Source organism: Ruegeria sp. YTSC192 (assembly GCF_059609705.1).
The window spans coordinates 219,616-238,544 of record NZ_JBXWMG010000003.1 but is presented as its reverse complement, the minus strand read 5'-3'; the positions used below and the strand labels follow the sequence as shown (position 1 = coordinate 238,544).

Annotated in this window: 15 protein-coding genes; 6 read left to right on the top strand and 9 right to left on the bottom strand. The window is 59.7% G+C overall.

The features are described 5' to 3' along the window. Positions 1-27 precede the first annotated feature (27 nt). Entirely contained in the window at positions 28-1,035 is a 1,008-nt protein-coding gene (locus AC2FD8_RS06670) for an ABC transporter permease (protein ID WP_010442803.1), read from the top strand. Beyond that, entirely contained in the window at positions 1,028-2,008 is a 981-nt protein-coding gene (locus AC2FD8_RS06665; RefSeq protein ID WP_496854702.1) for an ABC transporter permease, read from the top strand. The genes AC2FD8_RS06670 and AC2FD8_RS06665 overlap by 8 nt, the downstream gene beginning before the upstream one ends. Positions 2,009-2,014: 6 nt before the next feature. Here AC2FD8_RS06665 and AC2FD8_RS06660 read toward each other — a convergent pair whose 3' ends face one another. The 6 genes from AC2FD8_RS06660 to AC2FD8_RS06635 form a co-directional block, all read right to left on the bottom strand. Next, on the bottom strand, positions 2,015-3,151 hold the full coding sequence (locus AC2FD8_RS06660) for an MFS transporter (protein ID WP_496854701.1): 1,137 nt from the start codon (positions 3,149-3,151) through the stop codon (positions 2,015-2,017). Positions 3,152-3,223: 72 nt separating this feature from the next. Beyond that, entirely contained in the window at positions 3,224-4,501 is a 1,278-nt protein-coding gene (locus AC2FD8_RS06655; RefSeq protein WP_496854700.1) for a DUF3422 family protein, read from the bottom strand. 196 nt (positions 4,502-4,697) lie between these two features. Then, positions 4,698-6,149, bottom strand: coding sequence for an NAD(P)(+) transhydrogenase (Re/Si-specific) subunit beta (locus AC2FD8_RS06650; RefSeq protein ID WP_496854698.1), 1,452 nt, complete (start codon positions 6,147-6,149; stop codon positions 4,698-4,700). 13 nt (positions 6,150-6,162) lie between these two features. Further along, the gene (locus tag AC2FD8_RS06645; RefSeq protein WP_496854696.1) at positions 6,163-7,734 is read right to left on the bottom strand and encodes a Re/Si-specific NAD(P)(+) transhydrogenase subunit alpha; all 1,572 of its coding nucleotides are present in this window, start codon (positions 7,732-7,734) and stop codon (positions 6,163-6,165) included. Positions 7,735-7,864: 130 nt separating this feature from the next. Beyond that, on the bottom strand, positions 7,865-8,314 hold the full coding sequence (locus AC2FD8_RS06640) for a methyltransferase family protein (RefSeq protein WP_496854694.1): 450 nt from the start codon (positions 8,312-8,314) through the stop codon (positions 7,865-7,867). A 214-nt stretch (positions 8,315-8,528) separates the two neighbouring features. Next, positions 8,529-9,107 (bottom strand): TetR/AcrR family transcriptional regulator, encoded by a 579-nt coding sequence (locus AC2FD8_RS06635; RefSeq protein WP_496854692.1) that lies wholly within the window; start codon positions 9,105-9,107, stop codon positions 8,529-8,531. Positions 9,108-9,204: 97 nt separating this feature from the next. Here AC2FD8_RS06635 and AC2FD8_RS06630 point away from each other — a divergent pair, with 97 nt between their 5' ends. Then, on the top strand, positions 9,205-9,669 hold the full coding sequence (locus AC2FD8_RS06630; protein WP_496854690.1) for a (2Fe-2S)-binding protein: 465 nt from the start codon (positions 9,205-9,207) through the stop codon (positions 9,667-9,669). A 3-nt stretch (positions 9,670-9,672) separates the two neighbouring features. Next, positions 9,673-11,913 carry a xanthine dehydrogenase family protein molybdopterin-binding subunit gene (locus tag AC2FD8_RS06625; protein WP_496854688.1) on the top strand — a complete coding sequence of 747 codons (2,241 nt, stop codon included), beginning with the start codon at positions 9,673-9,675 and terminating at the stop codon, positions 11,911-11,913. A gap of 49 nt (positions 11,914-11,962) precedes the next feature. On the opposite strand, the gene AC2FD8_RS06620 is transcribed toward AC2FD8_RS06625, so the two are convergent. The 3 genes from AC2FD8_RS06620 to AC2FD8_RS06610 form a co-directional block, all read right to left on the bottom strand. Beyond that, positions 11,963-12,742 carry a gamma-glutamyl-gamma-aminobutyrate hydrolase family protein gene (locus AC2FD8_RS06620; RefSeq protein ID WP_496854686.1) on the bottom strand — a complete coding sequence of 260 codons (780 nt, stop codon included), beginning with the start codon at positions 12,740-12,742 and terminating at the stop codon, positions 11,963-11,965. A 230-nt stretch (positions 12,743-12,972) separates the two neighbouring features. Continuing rightward, a complete protein-coding gene (locus AC2FD8_RS06615; protein WP_496854684.1) occupies positions 12,973-13,398 on the bottom strand; it encodes a GlcG/HbpS family heme-binding protein in 426 nt (141 codons plus the stop codon). 95 nt (positions 13,399-13,493) lie between these two features. Further along, complete coding sequence (locus AC2FD8_RS06610; protein WP_496854682.1) at positions 13,494-15,629, bottom strand: malate synthase G; 2,136 nt, start codon at positions 15,627-15,629, stop codon at positions 13,494-13,496. Positions 15,630-15,845: 216 nt separating this feature from the next. Between AC2FD8_RS06610 and pepN the strand changes: the two genes are divergently transcribed. Continuing rightward, positions 15,846-18,398, top strand: coding sequence for an aminopeptidase N (gene pepN, locus AC2FD8_RS06605; protein WP_496854680.1), 2,553 nt, complete (start codon positions 15,846-15,848; stop codon positions 18,396-18,398). Next, on the top strand, positions 18,395-18,823 hold the full coding sequence (locus AC2FD8_RS06600; RefSeq protein ID WP_496854678.1) for a hypothetical protein: 429 nt from the start codon (positions 18,395-18,397) through the stop codon (positions 18,821-18,823). Before pepN ends, AC2FD8_RS06600 begins: the two co-directional genes overlap by 4 nt. Positions 18,824-18,929: the final 106 nt, after the last annotated feature.

The following is an 18,929-nucleotide window of genomic DNA, read 5'->3' as shown; positions in this document are numbered from 1 at the left end:
AGAAGACGCATATAAAGGCGCCTCTTAATGCTCAATTTTACAATCAGACGACTGGTGCTGGCCGTTCCCACACTGCTGTTCATCAGCCTCGTCATCTTCCTGCTCCTCGAACTCGCACCCGGCGATCCGATGGCGCAGGTTCCGCTCACTGTTCCCCCCGAAGTCAAAGAGAAGATGCGCGAGGCGCTTGGCCTTGGCCAACCGATGCATATCCGGTTCTGGAAATGGATCGTGCAGTTCTTCTGGATCGAGCCGCAGGTTCTGATCGACGCAATGTTCGGCACCACCTTCTCCGAGGGCGACCTGCGTGTGATTTCGTGGCAGACCCGCTCGCCCGTCATGGACATCGTTGTTCAGCGTATCCCGCAGACCCTGTGGGTTGTCGGCACCGCCTATGTAGTCGCCATCCTGATCGCCCTGCCCATCGGCATCTATTCCGCATATCGCCAGTATTCCTGGTTCGACCAGATGGGCACCTTCGTGTCGATGGTCGGCTTTTCGGTCCCGCCGTTTTTCTCGGGCGTGCTGGTGATCGTGATCTTCTCGGTTCAACTGGGCTGGTTCCCGTCGATCTATGACACCACCCTTGTTGTGAACAGTTGGGACAGTTTCATGTTGCAGCTGAAACAGATGATCATGCCGGTCATGGTTCTGGCGCTGCAGATCACCGCGCAGCTGAGCCGCTTCATGCGCGCTTCGATGCTGGACAACCTGAACCAAGACTACGTCCGCACCGCCCGCGCCAAGGGCCTCAGCGAATACACCGTAGTCATGGTCCACGTTCTGCGCAACTCGATGATCCCTGTGGTTACCGTTATTGCGCTGGGTATTCCGGCCATCTTCGGCGGCGCCATCATCACCGAGCAGGTCTTCAAGGTGAACGGTATCGGCCAGTTGCTGATCGGCGCGATCCAAGCCAATGACCTGCCGATGGTGCAGACGCTGACCTTCATCTTTGCCGTGTTGATCGTTCTGTTCAACCTGATTGCTGACGTGCTCTACGGCATTCTGGACCCGAGGATTCGCTATGACTGATACCGACAAATCAGACACGCTGGTCCCCGACGAAGGACTGGCCCCGGCATCGACCGCGCTGCCGACAGCAGGTGTGATGGACGATCTGGCCACCCCGCCCCGCAGCCAGTGGCGCGATGTGTGGGACCAGTTCAAAACGCACAAAGGCGCGATGATCGGGGCGATCCTGTTCATCTTCATCGTCGCCGGTGTCTATCTAGGGCCGTTCCTGTGGGGGATCGATCCCACCCAGATCGACATCCGCTCGCGCAATCAGGGCCCAAGCTGGGCGCATCCTTTCGGCACCGATCAGCTGGGCCGGGATATTCTGGCGCGGATGATGTCGGGTGGGCAGACCTCGGTCTCGGTGGGCATCACGGCCATGTTGCTGGCGTTGTTTCTGGGATCGTTCATCGGTGTGGTCGCGGGATTCTTCAAACGGCTTGACGGGCCGCTGATGCGCCTGACCGATCTGTTCCTTGCCCTGCCCTTGCTGCCGCTGCTGCTGGTCATGATGCTGCTGTTCCGCGAGCCTCTGTCCGCAGCATTCGGGTTGGAGCGTGGGATTTTCATCCTGATCGTCTGCGCCATCGGCATTACATCGTGGATGCCCACGGCGCGGATCGTGCGCGGCGACGTGCTGGCCATCAAAGAGCGTGAGTTCGTTCTGGCTGCACGCTCCATCGGCACCAGCAACCGGCAGATCATCACGCGGCACATCCTGCCGAACGTGCTGTCTCCGATCATGGTGTCGGCGACGCTGGGGATTGCGACGGCGATCATCACCGAAAGCGCGCTGTCCTTCCTCGGGCTTGGTTTCCCGCCGGATTTCCCGACCTGGGGCCGCCTGCTGTTTGATGGCGTCGACTATCTGCAACAATACCCCGAGCGTGTGTTCTGGCCCGGCCTTGCGATCTCGCTGACTGTTCTCAGCGTGAACTATCTGGGCGATGGCCTGCGCGACGCGCTGGATCCGCGCATTCGCGGTCGGTAATCAAACTCAGTCGGCGCGCTTCAGCGCGCCGGCACAGACCACGATCAGCACCGCAAGCGGCAGCAAGACACCAAATGCCATCCGCAGCGTCAGCAATTCGGCCAGAAACCCGATCAGCGGCGGTCCGATCAACAACCCTCCGTATCCGAGCGTTGCGACACTGGCGATGGCCTGTCCCGGTGGGATGTTTGGGTCGTTGGCTGCGCGGCTGAACGCCAAGGGCATGATCACCGCATAACCGACCCCCATCAGCGTGAACCCAACCAGCGCCAATGGCGCAGCACCTGCGGATACCACGCAGAACACCCCTATCGCCGCAAGGACACCGCCGCCCCGCGCCGCCACAACCGGGCCGACGCGCGCGACGAGGAAGCCGCCTGCCAAGCGGCACACCACCATCGCGACCGAAAAAACCGCATAGCCCAAGGCCGAGACGCTTTCAGCGGAACCAGTGACGTCGCGCAGAAAGAGGGCGCTCCAATCTGCGACGGCACCTTCCCCCAACGAACCGCACAGCGCCGTGAAGCCAACAAGGATCAACACCCCGGACGGGAACGCAAACACGGCACCTTGAGACTGCTCCGCGCGGCGCGACGTCCAATGCACCCGTGACATCGCCAGTGCGAAGACCACAACAACACCTCCTGCAACCAGAAAATGCTGCAGGACGGTCGCATCCCATCGGACGGCCGCAAATCCAGTGACCGCACCTAGACCGGCACCAAGGCTCCACATCGCATGAAACGAGGACATGAGCGGTTTGTCGTAAGCCTGCTCAACCTCGGCAGCCCATGCGTTCATCGCCACGTCCATCGAGCCATGAAAGGCACCGAACAGAAACAGGAACGCCGCGAGCATGGTGAAGCTGTCGGCAAGCGCCAGCAAAACCAGCGAGAGGGTGTAGAGAACCGCGATAATCCGTGTGATCGACACGGCCCCAAACCGGTCGGTCAATCGACCGGTCACTGGGAAGGAACAGACAGCACCCGCCGCCATGAACAAAAGGCCATAGCCAAGCGCGTCATGGCTTAGGTTCAGGTGATCGCGCACCGCCGGAATGCGAGAGGCCCAGATACCGAACAGGGCACCGTTCAGCGCGAACATCGCGGTGACGGCGCGCCACGCAGCAGCGACACTGATCATATCAAGGCCCCGCTTGTTTGATGCGCTTCGTCCTTTACTAGTACAATGCTACCAAACCGAGGCAAGTGCCGCTCACTCCAGCCGACGCCGAATTCTGCGAACGCCCATCCAAACAGCCAGAATGACCGGAACCGTTACCAAGGCCGTCAACATCCCTTTGCTGATCCCCGTCGACGTCAGAGGATACAGCAGATAGCTGACCAGCGAAACGGCGTAGTAGCTGATGGCAACCACCGACAGCCCCTCGACCGTGTGCTGCAGGCGCAGGGCCTGATCAGCGCGGCGGTCCATGCTTTCCAGCAAGGCTTGATTCTGTGCGCTGCGTTCCACGTCCACTCGTGTTCGCAGAAGATCTCCGGCGCGGATGGCCCGGTCGGACAAGGCCTGCAGACGCTGTTCCGTTGATTTCACGGTCCGCATCGCCGGGTCATAGCGGCGCATCATGAAGTCGGCAAAGCTCTGCCGTCCCATGAACCGCTCCTCACGCAAGACCGTGATCCGCTGATTGACGATGGCCTCATAGGCACCTGTGGCCCCAAACCGAAAAGAGCAGCGCGCCGAGATGGTTTCCAACTCGGTCGAGGTCTTCAGCAATTGCGGCAGCATATCATCGGGATGCTTGTCCCCATCGGTCATTTCGCCCATCAGCGCGGTCAGCTTCTGATCCAACTCGCCGATACGCGGGGTCAGCGATTTGACCCGTGCAAACCCCAGCATGGACATGGCCTTGTAGGTCTCGATCTCGCACAGGCGCTGGATGATCCGTCCAACCCGGCGCTGTCCCGTTCCTTCCGAGACGAACAGCGCAAACCGCATATGCCCCGCCGGATCTATGCGAAAGTCGCTGGCACAGATCGCGGCATTGTCTAGCATACAAGAAACAGCCAGACTTTCGGGTTCGAACCAGTCCGGCAGCAGGTCCCTGACCTCGTCATCCCCGGGCCGGGGAACAACCCGCAACAGGGCCGAGGTGATCCGTTGACCGGGACTGGCCATGATCCAATCCGGGGGAAAGACCTCAAAATCGGCGGGGTTGAACGCCCGATCACTCACATTCTGAGAGATCGCGGTGAAGGTCACAAACTCGGTGTGCTGCTCCCACTTGAGCCAATGACGTCCGATCTGCCCCGCATAATGCGTCGCATCGGGCTGAGGGTGCGGCGCGCCGTGGCGATCCAGCAGATTGACCAGATGCGCAATATCATCCTGCCGGTCGCCTTCAAGAGAGGTGGCGGGTTTCTTGATCGCCAGAAAGGCCACGGTACATGGCGCCTGCGCAACCGGAAAAGGCCGGGCGTGCAATTCATTGGCAAGCCTGTAGCGCAAGGGGTGGTCATCAATCGGCGTCATATGGGCCTCCGTTTCTTGCGCTGCACTATACGAAATCGCAGAAACACATCAATTCCCATTTTATTTCAATAATTTACAGGAATACCACAGTATACACCCCGGCTGATCAAAACCACCGCACGGGCATGACCCTGAACAAGCCAACAAAGAAAAGGGCGCCCGAGGGCGCCCTTTGCAACTAGGTTGGAATTGATGATCAGTCGATCATCGGCAGCAGTTTGTCCAGCGATTGCTTGGCGTCGCCATAGAACATGCGCGTATTTTCCTTGAAAAACAGCGGGTTCTCGATGCCCGAATAGCCGGTTCCCTGACCGCGTTTTGAGACGAATACCTGCTTGGCCTTCCAGCATTCCAGAACCGGCATGCCGGCGATGGGGCTGTTGGGATCTTCCTGCGCCGCAGGGTTCACGATGTCGTTCGATCCGATGACGATGGCCACATCCGTGTCCGGGAAATCGTCGTTGATCTCGTCCATCTCAAGCACGATATCGTAAGGCACCTTCGCTTCGGCCAGCAGAACGTTCATATGGCCCGGCAGACGACCCGCAACAGGGTGGATCGCAAAGCGCACATTCTTGCCTTTGGCGCGCAGCTTGCGGACCAGTTCGGACACCGATTGCTGTGCTTGCGCCACGGCCATGCCATAGCCCGGGATGATGACAATGCTGTCGGCATCGTTCAGCGCAGCGGCCACACCGTCGGCCTCAATCGCGATCTGTTCGCCTTCGACGGCCATCTGCTCGCCCTGCGGGCCACCAAAGCCACCCAGGATCACGCTGACAAAATGACGGTTCATCGCCTTGCACATGATGTAGGACAGGATCGCACCCGACGAGCCGACCAGCGCGCCGACCACAATCAGCAGGTCGTTGCCAAGGCTGAAGCCAATCGCCGCAGCCGCCCAACCCGAATACGAGTTCAGCATCGACACAACCACCGGCATGTCAGCACCACCGATACCCATGATCAGGTGATAGCCAATGAACAGTGCCGCCAGTGTCATCAGGAACAGCGGGAATAGACCGCCTGAGCTGGTGTACCAGATCAGACAGATCAGCGAGAGACCCGCCGCTGCTGCATTCAGCATATGACCACCGGGCAGCTTGGTCGCGACCGAGGTAACTTTGCCCGCCAGCTTGCCATAGGCCACGACCGAGCCGGTAAAGGTGATCGCACCGATGAAGATGCCGAGGAACAGCTCAACATGCAGGATCGCCAGTTCCGCCGGGGTCTTCTTGGCGATCAGCTTGGCGAATGCACCAAGGTCGGACAGGTCCGCCTGACCGGCGCTATCCTTGATCGCCATGACCTGAGCCACGTTGCCGATCTCGAAATGCGCGTTGAAGCCGACGAACACCGCCGCCAGACCGACGAGCGAGTGCATCGCAGCGACCAGCTGGGGCATCTCGGTCATCTGGACGCGCTGCGCCACGTATTGACCGATCAGACCACCGCCCGCGATCAGCAGCAGCGACAGCAGCCACAGGCCCGAACCCGGGCCAACCAGCGTGGCAAAGACAGCCAGCGCCATACCGACGATACCGTACCAGACCGCGCGCTTGGCGCTTTCCTGGTTCGACAAACCACCCAAGGACAGGATGAAAAGGACAGCCGCAACAACATAAGCGGCAGAAGTGAAGCCAATCATATGCCCGACCTCCTTAGGATTTCTGGAACATGGCGAGCATGCGCCGGGTTACGAGGAAGCCGCCGAAGATATTGATCCCGGCCATGAACACGGACAATGCCGCCAGCAGAATAACCAGGAACGATCCCGATCCGATCTGCATCAAGGCCCCGACGATAATGATCGACGAGATCGCATTGGTGATCGCCATCAGCGGCGTGTGCAAGCTGTGCGCGACGCCCCAGATCACCTGGAAGCCCACAAAGATCGCCAGCACAAAGACGATGAAGTGCTGCATGAAGCTGGCCGGAGCGATCAGCCCCACCAGCAACATCAGCGCGCCACCGACACCCAGCAGGGTGAACTGCTGCTTGGTCTGCGCCTTGAAGGCCGCAATCTCCTGTGCCTTTTTCTCTTCCGGGGTCAACTCCTTGACCTCAGGCTTTTTCTGCGCCGCAATCGCCTGCACCTTGGGCGGTGGCGGCGGGAAGGTGATCTCGCCCTCATGGGTCACGGTCGCGCCGCGGATCACGTCATCTTCCATGTCGTGGTTGATCTGCCCGTCCTTTTCAGGCGTCAGGTCAGTCATCATATGGCGGATGTTGGTGGCATACAGCGACGAGGCCTGCGCCGCCATCCGGCTGGGGAAGTCGGTATAGCCGATGATGGTCACGCCATTTTCGGTCACGATCTTCTCATCCGCGACGGTCAGTTTGCAGTTGCCGCCCTTTTCCGCCGCAAGGTCAACGATGACCGAGCCCGGCTTCATCGCTTCGACCATATCCTTGGTCCAAAGCTCGGGCGCTTCGCGGTTCGGGATCAGCGCGGTGGTGATCACGATGTCCATCTCGGGCGCCAGTTCCCGGAACTTGGCCAGCTGCGCTTCGCGGAACTCTTCCGACTGAACCGAGGCATAGCCGCCGGTGGCCGCGCCGTCCTGCTGGTCTTCTTCAAAGTCCAGATAGACAAACTCGGCCCCCATCGATTCGACCTGTTCGGCCACTTCAGGGCGCACGTCGAACGCATAGGTGATCGCGCCCAGCGACGTGGACGTACCAATCGCCGCCAGACCGGCAACACCGGCCCCCACGATCAGCACCTTGGCAGGCGGCACCTTACCGGCCGCCGTCACCTGACCGGTGAAGAACCGGCCAAAGTTGTTGCCGGCTTCGATTACCGCGCGGTACCCAGCGATGTTCGCCATCGAGGACAACGCATCCATCTTTTGCGCACGGGAAATACGCGGAACCATCTCCATCGCGATGACATTCGCGCCTTTGGACTTGGCAGCCTCCATCCCTTCTTCGTTCCCGGCCGGGTTGAAGAATGAGATCAGCGTCTTGCCTTTGGTCAGACGCTTCAGCTCGGTCTCATTGGGCTGGCGCACCTTGGCGACGATATCCGCAGCTTTCCAAAGCGATGCCGCGGTTTTCGCAACCTCGACACCGGCCTCTTCGTAAGCCGCATCAGAAAAGCCCGCCGCAGCACCGGCACCCTTTTCGATCAGGCAGTCATAGCCCAGTTTTTGCAGCTGGCGCGCCGAGTCCGGCGTCATCGCCACCCGGTTCTCACCGTCAAAAACCTCTTTTGGCGTTCCTATCTTCAACGGAGAGCCTCCTCTACTTTCGATGTGTTCGCGCGAATTTTTTGCATCTTTCGTTCAATCCTCAACTACAATGCGAAAGATTATTTCGCAACCGCAGCATTTGTTACGTTGTGTCATTGGCCGCATATCTTCAGATCCACCGTCGCGTCTTTTGCGCATAACGGGCAAAGTCAGCGCGGAATTTGCGGCGCAAGCGATCCTCTTCCGGCTCGATAAAGCGGCGTTCAAGGGTCCAGACAAAAATCGGCACCAGAACCAGCGACAGAACCGCATCGAAGCGCAGGATCAACCCTGTCAGGATAAGGACGTCCCCTAGATAGATCGGGTTTCGGCTGCGTTTGAAAATTCCGCTTTGCACCATGCTGGATGGGGTCTGGTGCGGCAACACAGTCGTCTGATGGCGGCGGAATTCAACAACGGCCAGAACCGCCAGAACAATACCGCCGCCGATGAGAACGCCGCTGGCAAGATCAGTCAGCCACCCTTCAAGAGACAGCCCAAATGAAAAGTATTGCGCTTGCAACCACGCAAGGCAGGCCGTCCCCAGCAACCAGAATGGTGGGATGTCGATTTTTTGCATTCGCGCTGACTACCTGTCGGGTTTTCTCGAAGACAAAGTCGCTTTCGACCGATTGTCTATCGCTTTCCGACATCAAGATCAAAACATCAAAAGGTCGCGGCAATAGATCTCAAAGATATGTATTGGAAGACAGCGCGTGGCGCATCCGTTCGCCAAAGGATGCAAACAAAGTTCACCGGCGGGACCCAACCGGAACACAAAGTCCGCCAGCCGGTTACCTGACTTCCAGCCCGGCGCCCAGCAATTCGGCCAATTGCGAGATGCGCGTCTCGAACTCATCGGCGCTGTTTGCGGTCATCTTTACGCCCATCAGGGTTGCGGTGATGGTCTTCGCCGTCTCTTCTGGGCCATTGGGCAGGCGGACGCGTCCGGCGCTGTCTTCGCGGCGCAACCAATCGGCATAAAGCGCAGTCAACGCGCCCTCACCCTCGGCCAGAATGTCCGAGGCGGTCGACTTGCTGGTATCCAGCATTTCCCGACCGTGGGGTGAGGTGAGTATTTCAGCCAAACCCTTGGTCTGCCCTGCAATCGCGCGCGTCAGCCGCTGGGATACCCTGCCATTGGCCGACAAAGCCCGCGATACGTTTTCGGTTTTTTCGGCGTAGTGCGCGCGGGTCAGGCTGCGAACGATCGCCTCTTTGTTCTTATAATGCAAATACACGGCCGGGCGTGACATGCCCGCCCCCTTAGCAATGTCATCCATCGAAGTCTTGCGGACCCCATAGGTCGCAAACGCCTCAAGCGCCGACGCAAGAATGGCCTGTTGCCGCGGATCGTCCTGTTTTTCGTTCATGAAACCGAACTGACATTTTCTGCGAAATTTGTCAATTGACACACTGACACTTTTAGACAATTATGTCAGAAACCGCCACAGCTACGAGAGGTGCGCCATGGCAATTGCGTTGAAGATCAACGGCAAGCAACATCAGGTTGATCTGCCCGATGACGTTCCCCTGCTTTGGGTCCTGAGGGATGAGGTCGGCCTGACCGGAACCAAATTTGGCTGCGGTGTGGCCGCCTGCGGTGCCTGCACCGTGCATATCGACGGAGAGGCAGTACGCTCGTGCCAGGTGTCTCTTTCCGATGTCTGGGGAGATGTCACCACAATCGAAGGCATCGGCTCGCCCGAGGCGATGGCCGTGATCCAGCAGGCCTGGGTGGATCATCAGGTGGCGCAATGTGGTTACTGCCAGTCCGGTCAGATCATGCAGGCGGCGGCTTTGTTGGCCGAAAACCCCGCCCCAACCGACGCGGATATAGATGACGCGATGCAGGGCAACCTGTGCCGCTGTGGCACCTACCCCCGCATCCGCGCCGCGATCCAAGACGCCGCTGGCAAGTTGCAGGAGGCTTAATCCATGGGAAAAGTTGGAAAAATTCTGCGCCGCACCTTCCTGGTCGGCTCGGCCGCTATTGTCGGCGGTGTAGCCTTCGGCGGTTACTACGTCACCCGTCCCGCCCCGAACCCTCTGAAACCCGGCGAGGGTGAGGCCGCACTGAACCCGTTCATTCTGATCGACCAGAATGGCGTGACCCTGTTTGCGCCGCGTGCCGAAATGGGGCAAGGCGTAAAGACGACCTGGGCTGCTTTGATCGCAGAAGAACTGGACGTCGATCTTGACCAGATCAATGTGCTGCATGGCCCCGCTGCGGCGGCTTACTACAATTCCGCTCTGGTTGGCGAAGGGCTGCCGAACAAGGGCTATGACATCTCGAACTTTCAGCACAATCTGGGTGAGACGCTGGGTGTCCTTGGCAAGGCGCTGAGCCTTCAGGTCACCGGTGGCTCGACCTCGATGAAGGACGGGTTCGAGAGGATGCGCCAAGCCGGAGCATCAGCGCGCGAGACGCTGAAACGGACCGCTGCCGACCGTCTGGGGGTTGACCCGTCGCAATTGCAGACGGCGTCAGGGCATGTCATCGCGCCCAATGGCGACAAGATCGCCTATACCGACCTCGCGATGGATGCCGCCGGTCTTGAGCCGGTCGAGGTTCCACTGCGTGACCCGTCCGAATGGCGGTATCTGGGCCAGACCCAACCGCGTCTGGACATGGTTGGCAAAGCGACAGGCACCGCTGAATTCGGCGTCGATGTCCGCTTGCCCGGCATGAAATTTGCAGCCGTGCGCATGAACCCCAAGCTGGGCGGCGCGATGAACGGCTATGAAGACAGCGCTGCAAAGGACATGCCGGGGGTCGAACAGATCGTCGATCTGGGCACCGGCGTTGCGGTCATCGCCAACAATACGTGGCTTGCCAACCAAGCGGTTGAGGCGATCGACGTGGATTGGGGGGATGCCCCCTACCCGCCGGAAACCGACGGCATCTTCGCCAAGATCACTGAGGCGTTTGACGATGCCCCGAACTCGACCATGCGCGATGACGGCGACGTCAGCATCACGCCCGAGGGCGCGACCGAGATCACAGCCGAATACCGCCTGCCCTATCTGGCCCACGCCACGATGGAGCCGATGAACGCCACCGCACTATATACCGGCGACGCGCTGGAATTGTGGTGCGGCAATCAGGCCCCCACTCTGATCCAATTCCGCGTGGCCAACACTGCCGGTCTGGATACGGATGCGGTGCAAGTCCACACCACCTATCTGGGCGGTGGGTTTGGTCGCCGGGGGGAACTGGATTTCGGCGAAATCGCCACCAAGGTTGCAATGGCCATGCCCGGCACTCCGGTCCAGACGACCTGGAGCCGGGAAGAAGACATGCGCCACGACTACTACCGCCCCGGTGCAATCGCCCGGATGCGCGGCGCTGTGAAGGATGGCAAGGCGGTGCTGATCGACGGCGCGGTTGCCTCGCAATCCCCCACGCAGCAAGCGGTTGAGCGCTATACCGGTATGCCCGGCGCGGGCCCTGACAAGGTTCTGGTCGAGGGCTTCTTCAACCAACCCTATACGGTTCCGAACTACCGCATGAGCGGCCATATCGCGAAGCTCGACGTGCCTGTTGGCTTCTGGCGCTCGGTCGGCAACAGCCATAACGGTTTTTTCCATGAAACCTTCATGGATGAGATGGCCCACGCCGCAGGCCGCGACCCGCTGGAATTCCGGCTGGAGTTGATGAAGACCGAACACGCCCCCTCGGCGGGTTGCCTTGAGGCCGTGAAAGAGATGTCGGGCTGGACGGGTCAAACTCCGGCTGGCATCGGGCGAGGTGTGGCCTTTACCTACAGCTTCGGAACTCCGGTCGCGCAGGTGATCGAGGTGGTCGACGAAGACGGCACCATTCGCATCAACAAGGCGTGGATCGCTTGTGACATGGGCATTGCGCTAGACCCTGAAAACGTCAAGGCACAGATGTTCGGCGGGATGATGTATGGCCTGAGCGCCGCTTGCTATGGCGAGATCACCTTTGCCGAGGGCGAAGTCGAACAGTTCAACTTTCCCGACTATGACGCAATTCGCATGCACACGGCCCCGCAGGTCGAAGTGCGCGTTCTCGAGACCAATCGCCATTTGGGCGGTGCGGGCGAGCCCGGCACTCCGCCTTCGATGCCGGCCTTGGGCAATGCGCTGTTTGATCTGACCGGAGAACGCGCGCGCACCCTGCCGTTGATCAATCAGTTCGACCTTCTGATTTGATCGCGACGCACCGGTCCGGCACCCCTTACGGCCGGGCCGGTGCCCAAACTCACGCGGTTCGTTGCAAACCCGGCGCAGTGGTTCCTGCAGACCAGGCGCGGACAGCGGCCCCAAATGCTTCGAACAAGGGGCGTGAAACCGGGTCATTTGCAGCATCCCATTCCGGGTGCCATTGAACCGACAGGGTAAAGCCCGGCGCATCCTTCACGTAAATCGCCTCGGGCGTGCCATCCGGCGCAAGCCCGTCAATCACGACCTTCTGCCCGACGGCCTTGATCCCCTGACCGTGCAGCGTGTTGGTCATCACCTCGCGTGCGCCGAACAACCTGTGGAACACACCGCCTTCGTTCAGAGTTACGACATGACGAAGGGCAAACTTCTCCTCAAGCGTTCCATCCGGTGGCATTCGGTGGTTCTGTCGCCCCGGAAGGTCGCGGATTTCGGGATAGAGCGTCCCGCCCATCGCCACGTTGACCTCCTGAAAGCCACGGCAAATACCAAAGAACGGCTGGCCACGCTCAACACAAGCGCGTACCAGGGGCAAAGTAATCGCATCGCGCGCCCGGTCGAAATCGCCATGCGCGTCGGTCGGTGGCTCACCGTATTCCTCGGGGTGCACATTGGGGCGACCGCCCGTCAGAAGAAACCCGTCGCACGCGTCCAGCAATTCCTCTACCGACACGTAACGTGGATCAGCCGGGATCAGCAGTGGCAAACATCCTGAAACATTCGCAACGGCATCCGAATTCATCGTGCCACCGGCATGGGTCGGGTAGTTGTCATTCATCAAGTAAGAGTTGCCGATGATACCGACGATGGGTCGAGACATTCTGCTTTCCCAAATTGTTTTCAAATCTTGAGGGAAAGCTATCGGCAGGGACAAAAGCGCGCAATAGCACAGGCCCTGTGTGTCAGCGCAGGTACTTGTTCAATACCGCACACCGGATCAACGGCTGGAACACTGTCCAAAAACCAGCGCCTATTGCCCGTTAAACGTGCAACACAAAAGCTCCATGTCGCAGAGAGAGCCTACGCAGGCTCCCCCCATCTTCAAAGAAATCAGCTTTCGCCAACAAGGCCCGCGCCTTCGATCCCAGCCATCGCGGCAAGCACGTCATTGTCCGAGGTGTCGCCGGTCACGCCAACGGCGCCAATCACGGCGCCTTTCTTGTCGCGCAACAGTACACCACCCGGCACCGGAACAACCTGCCCGCCATAGACGCCGTTCACGGCCGCCATGAAATAGGCCTGCGCCTCGGCCCGTTGCATCTGGGCCGTTCCGGCCATGCCCAACATGACTGAGCCATAGGCCTTGCCCTGTGCAATTCCAAAACGACCGGGGGCTGCGCCATCTTCGCGCTCGAATGCGATGACATGACCCCCTGCATCCAGAACCACAACCGAAAGCGGTTTCAATTCCAACCGGCGCCCCTCTTCCAGTGTCTTACGAATGATGGTGCGCGCCTTGCGCAAGGAAATTGCCATCGCTGATCCCTTTCATCTGGCCAAAAATATCCTCGGAGGAGTCGCGCCTCTGGCGCGATGGGGGCAGACAGCCCCCTTGGTCCCGTCCTATCCACTTAACCCAAGCTGGCTTTCAACTCCAAACGGCGGGCATGCAGAACCGGCTCAGTATAGCCAGACGGTTGCACACGACCCTTGAACACCAAATCGCAGGCCGCCTGAAAGGCAATGCCGTCAAAACCGGGTGCCATCGGATGATAGGCAGCGTCACTTTCGTTCTGACGATCCACAACGGCTGCCATCTTCTGCATCGCCGCCATCACCTGTTCTTCGCTGACGACGCCGTGGTGTAACCAGTTGGCCAGCGCCTGGCTGGAAATCCGGCAGGTCGCACGATCTTCCATCAGGCCAATGTCGTTCAGGTCCGGCACTTTCGAGCATCCAACACCCTGATCGACCCAACGCACGACGTAGCCCAGAATACCTTGTGCGTTGTTCTCGACCTCACGGGTGATCTCTTCATCGCTGAGGTTGCGTCCACCCAACAAGGGCACGGTCAGCAGGTCCTCCAACGTGCCGCGCGCGCCACCGGCGGCCAACTCATCCTGACGGGCCAGAACGTCGACCTTGTGGTAATGCGTGGCGTGCAGCGTTGCAGCGGTTGGAGAGGGAACCCATGCGCAGGTGGCCCCGGATTGCGGATGGCCGATCTTGGCCTCCAGCATATCGCCCATGCGGTCGGGCATGGCCCACATGCCTTTGCCGATCTGTGCCTTGCCTTTGAGACCACAGGCCAGACCGATATCGACATTGCGATCCTCGTAGGACGCGATCCATGGCGTGTTCTTGATGTCGCCCTTCGGCAACATCGGGCCTGCTTCCATCGAGGTGTGAATCTCATCCCCGGTCCGGTCAAGGAAGCCGGTGTTGATGAAGGCCACGCGCGATTTCGCGGCGCGGATACACTCCTTAAGGTTGGCCGAAGTGCGGCGTTCCTCATCCATGATACCCAGCTTCACAGTGTTGCGCGGCAGGCCAAGGATATCTTCGACCATGTCGAAAATCTCGACCGAGAACGCGACCTCTTCCGGGCCATGCATTTTGGGTTTCACCACATAGACCGACCCCGTGACCGAATTGCCACCGTCGCGCGCCAGATCATGCATGGCGATCAACGCGGTGCAGAGCGCATCCATGAGGCCCTCGCCGATCTCGTTGCCCTCGGCATCCAGCACGGCCGGGTTGGTCATCAGATGACCCACGTTGCGCACCAGCATCAGCGAGCGGCCCTTCAGACGTGCTTCGGCACCGGTCACGTCCGTGAAGTCCAGATCAGCCGACAACCGGCGGGTAAATGTCTTGCCAGATTTGCTGACCTCTTCGGTCAAGTCGCCTTTCATCAGGCCCAGCCAATTGCCATAGGCAACAACCTTGTCGGCGGCGTCCACGCAGGCCACGGAATCCTCACAATCCATGATCGTCGACAACGCGGACTCGAGCCGCAGGTCCGAGATGTTGGCCGGATCAGCAGCGCCAATCGCGCTGATCGGGTCGATCATGATCTGAATGTGAAGACCGTTGTTTTTCAACAGGATGAACTCGGGCTTTTCAGCAGCGCCGCCATAGCCAACAAAGCTTGCAGCATCCGCCAGCGCAGGAACCAAAGCACCAGCCTCAACACTCAGCTTCGTGACGTCCGCCCAGGATCCGCTGGCCAATGGAACAGCATCATCCAGAAACGCCTTGGCCCACGCAATCACGCGCGCGCCGCGTGCGGCATCGTAACCTCCGCCTGCAGGCAGATCGCCCAATACATCCGTGCCGTAAAGCGCATCATACAAGCTGCCCCAACGGGCATTGGCAGCATTCAGTGCAAAGCGCGCATTGGTGATCGGCACAACCAGCTGAGGGCCGGGGATCAGGGCGATTTCGGGATCGACATTGACCGTCTCAATGGCGAAATCCGGCCCTTCCGCGACAAGGTAGCCAATTTCGCGCAGAAACGCCTGATAGGCAGCGGGGTCCTCGGGCTGTCCCGTCCGATCAAGGTGCCAGCTATCAATGCGGCTTTGAATATCAGCGCGTTTGGCCAGCAGAGCCCGGTTCTTCGGCCCAAGTTCGCGGATCATCCGGGCCAGACCGTCCCAGAACGCCTCCGCCTGAACGCCAGTGCCCGGCAACGCCCGGTTTTCTATGAAATCCGTAAGCTCGCTGGCCACCTGCAACCCGCTGCGTGCGTCTCTACCGTTCATAATCCGTCTCTCCGCCTTGTGTGCCGTTGTATGCAGCAACCACTTAGGCCGAAAGTTTCCGATAGGCAACTTTTTCACCCCGGTTTCAGATAGTCCAATTTTCCGAAGGCTGTTTCAAAAACTGCAAGAAGATCGATCAGGTCCAATCGGCGTGGCTTGCAGCCCCGCGGCGATGCCCATAACGTCGCCCCCGAACCAAGCGATACGAGGCCACCGATGCGCGATGCCGCCCCCACCACGATCTATCTGAAAGACTACACCCCGTTCGGGTTTCTGGTGGACAATTTGCATCTGACCTTTGATCTGGCAGCAAATGCCACGCGCGTCACATCGCGCATCGCATTTCGTCCGAATCCTGAAGCCACGGATCGCACCTTTTTCCTGCATGGCGAGCAACTGAAGCTGATCCGCGCCTCCATCGACGGTACTGAGGTGTCGCCCGACCTGACACCCGAAGGGCTGACGGTTGCCGCCCCCGACGCCCCCTTTATCTGGGAGGCCGAAGTCGAGATCGACCCCGGCAACAACACCGCGCTGGAAGGGCTGTATATGTCGAACGGCATGTATTGCACCCAATGCGAGGCTGAAGGGTTCCGCAAGATCACCTACTACCCGGACCGCCCCGACGTGATGTCGACCTTCACGGTGCGTATCAATGGCGACCTTCCGGTGCTGCTGTCCAACGGCAACCCGTCGGGCAAAGGCGAAGGCTGGGCCGAATGGACGGACCCATGGCCTAAACCCGCCTATCTGTTCGCTCTGGTCGCCGGAGACCTCATCGCGCATCCGGGCCAGTTCACTACCATGTCCGGTCGCGATGTCGAACTGAACCTCTGGGTTCGCCCCGGTGATGAAGGCAAATGTGCCTTCGGGATGGATGCGCTGAAGAAGTCCATGAAATGGGACGAGGACGTCTATGGCCGCGAATACGATCTGGACGTGTTCAATATCGTGGCCGTGGACGATTTCAACATGGGCGCGATGGAGAATAAAGGGCTGAACATCTTCAACTCTTCCGCCGTTCTGGCCAGCCCCGAAACCTCGACCGATGTGAACTTCGAACGGATCGAGGCGATCATCGCGCATGAGTATTTCCACAACTGGACCGGCAACCGCATCACCTGCCGCGACTGGTTTCAGCTGTGCCTCAAAGAGGGGCTGACCGTTTTCCGCGACGCGCAGTTCACTTCGGACATGCGCTCGGCCCCGGTCAAGCGCATCCACGACGCCATCGACCTGCGCGCTCGGCAGTTCCCTGAGGACAATGGCCCGTTATCACACCCGGTTCGGCCCGAGAGTTTTCAGGAAATCAACAACTTCTACACCTCGACCGTCTATGAGAAAGGTGCCGAGGTCATTGGCATGTTGAAACGTCTGGTCGGGGATGAGGCTTATGGCAAGGCGCTGGATCTCTATTTTGACCGCCATGACGGGCAGGCCTGCACGATCGAGGATTGGCTGCAAGTCTTCGAGGACACAACAGGCCGCGATCTGAGCCAGTTCAAACGCTGGTACAGCCAGTCCGGCACCCCGCGCGTTTCCGTGGCAGAGGAATGGGCGGATGGCACCTACACGCTGACGCTAAGCCAACGCACCGAACCAACGCCGGGACAAGAGGATAAGCAGCCTCAGGTCATTCCCGTCGCTGTCGGCTTGCTGGGCCCGAACGGCGACGAGGTTCATGCGACCCAAGTGCTGGAGTTGACCGAGGCCGAGCAGAGCTTTTCCTTCACCGGGCTTGCAGCCAAACCCGTGCCCTCGATCCTGCGCGATTTCTCGGCCCCTGTGATCCTTGAACATGACACGTCGAATGCCGAGCGGGCCTTTCTGCTGGCCCATGACACCGATCCGTTCAACCGCTGGCAAGCGGGGCGCTCGCTGGCCGAGGACACTCTGCTGCGCATGATCACCGATGAGGCGACGCCGGATTCCGACTATCTGGATGGCCTGTTGGCCGTGCTGCGCGATGAAACACTGGACCCGGCCTATCGGGCCTTGATGTTGGGCCTTCCGACCCAATCCGAACTGGCCGCCGCCCTGTATGACAAAGGCGTCACGCCCGACCCGATGGCCATCTGGACTACGGTTGAGACTCTCCGTCAGGCCGCGGCCCAACATATTCAGGACCTTCTACCGAAACTGCACAGCGAAACGCTGGTGGACGCCCCCTATCAACCGGATGCAGCGCAATCGGGCAAACGTGCATTGGGCGGAGCGGCGCTTGCTCTCACCTCGCGCTTGGACGGCGGCAGCAAGGCTGCAGACGCGTATCAAACTGCCGACAATATGACCCTGCAACTGACCGCCCTGTCCTGCCTGCTGCGTGCGGGCAAAGGTGAGGCGGAACTGAGCGCCTTCTATGACCAGTGGCAGCATGACCGGCTGGTGGTCGACAAATGGTTTGGCCTGCAGGTCTCGATGGCTGCCCCTCCGAGAACAGTCGAGGTCGCGCAAGCGCTGACCGAGCATCCTGATTTCAATTGGAAAAACCCCAACCGATTCCGCGCCCTGATGGGATCACTGGCCATGAACCACGCAGGCTTTCATCAGGCCGACGGAACGGGCTATACCCTGCTTGCCGATTGGTTGATCCGGCTGGACCCGGTGAACCCGCAAACCACGGCGCGCATGTGTTCGGCATTCCAGACATGGAAACGTTATGACACCGATCGGCAGGCGCTGATGCGCGCGCAACTGCGCCGGATCGCCGACACACCCGAGCTATCGCGCGACACGACCGAGATGGTCTCACGCATCCTCGGCGCATGACCCCGTTCCGTTTCACCCGGCAGAACCGGAACCCGCGTGTGGTGGTCTTGCTGATTTGTATCTACGCAGTGCTGATCGGGTTAATCCTATTCCTGAATGCGGCCTGGTGGTTGATGGCGTTGCTGGCGCTGGCGACACTGCCTGCGGTTTGGGATATCGTAAAGGACACCAGCGCCGGGGTCGAACTAACCGCTGAAAAACTGCGCTGGTTCACCGGCCAGCGTAGCGGTGAACTGGACCTGACCGAGGTTGACCGATTTAGATTTGACACCCGCTGGGATTTCTCGGTTCGCGTCTCGGCGGTGTTGAAAACGGACAAGCGACTCCGCCTGCCGGATGAGTCGCTGCCCCCACACAAACATTTCGAAACCGTGCTTCAGCAGGCGGGATTTGCCGTTGAACGCCATCATTTCACGGTATTTTGAAACAGTGCGCAGGATTTCCACCTATTGACCACGCCAAACACCGGCAGGCGAAGCGACTCCTTGAATTGCACACAGTTTTTGGCAAACTGGGTGGGTTACACGTTTG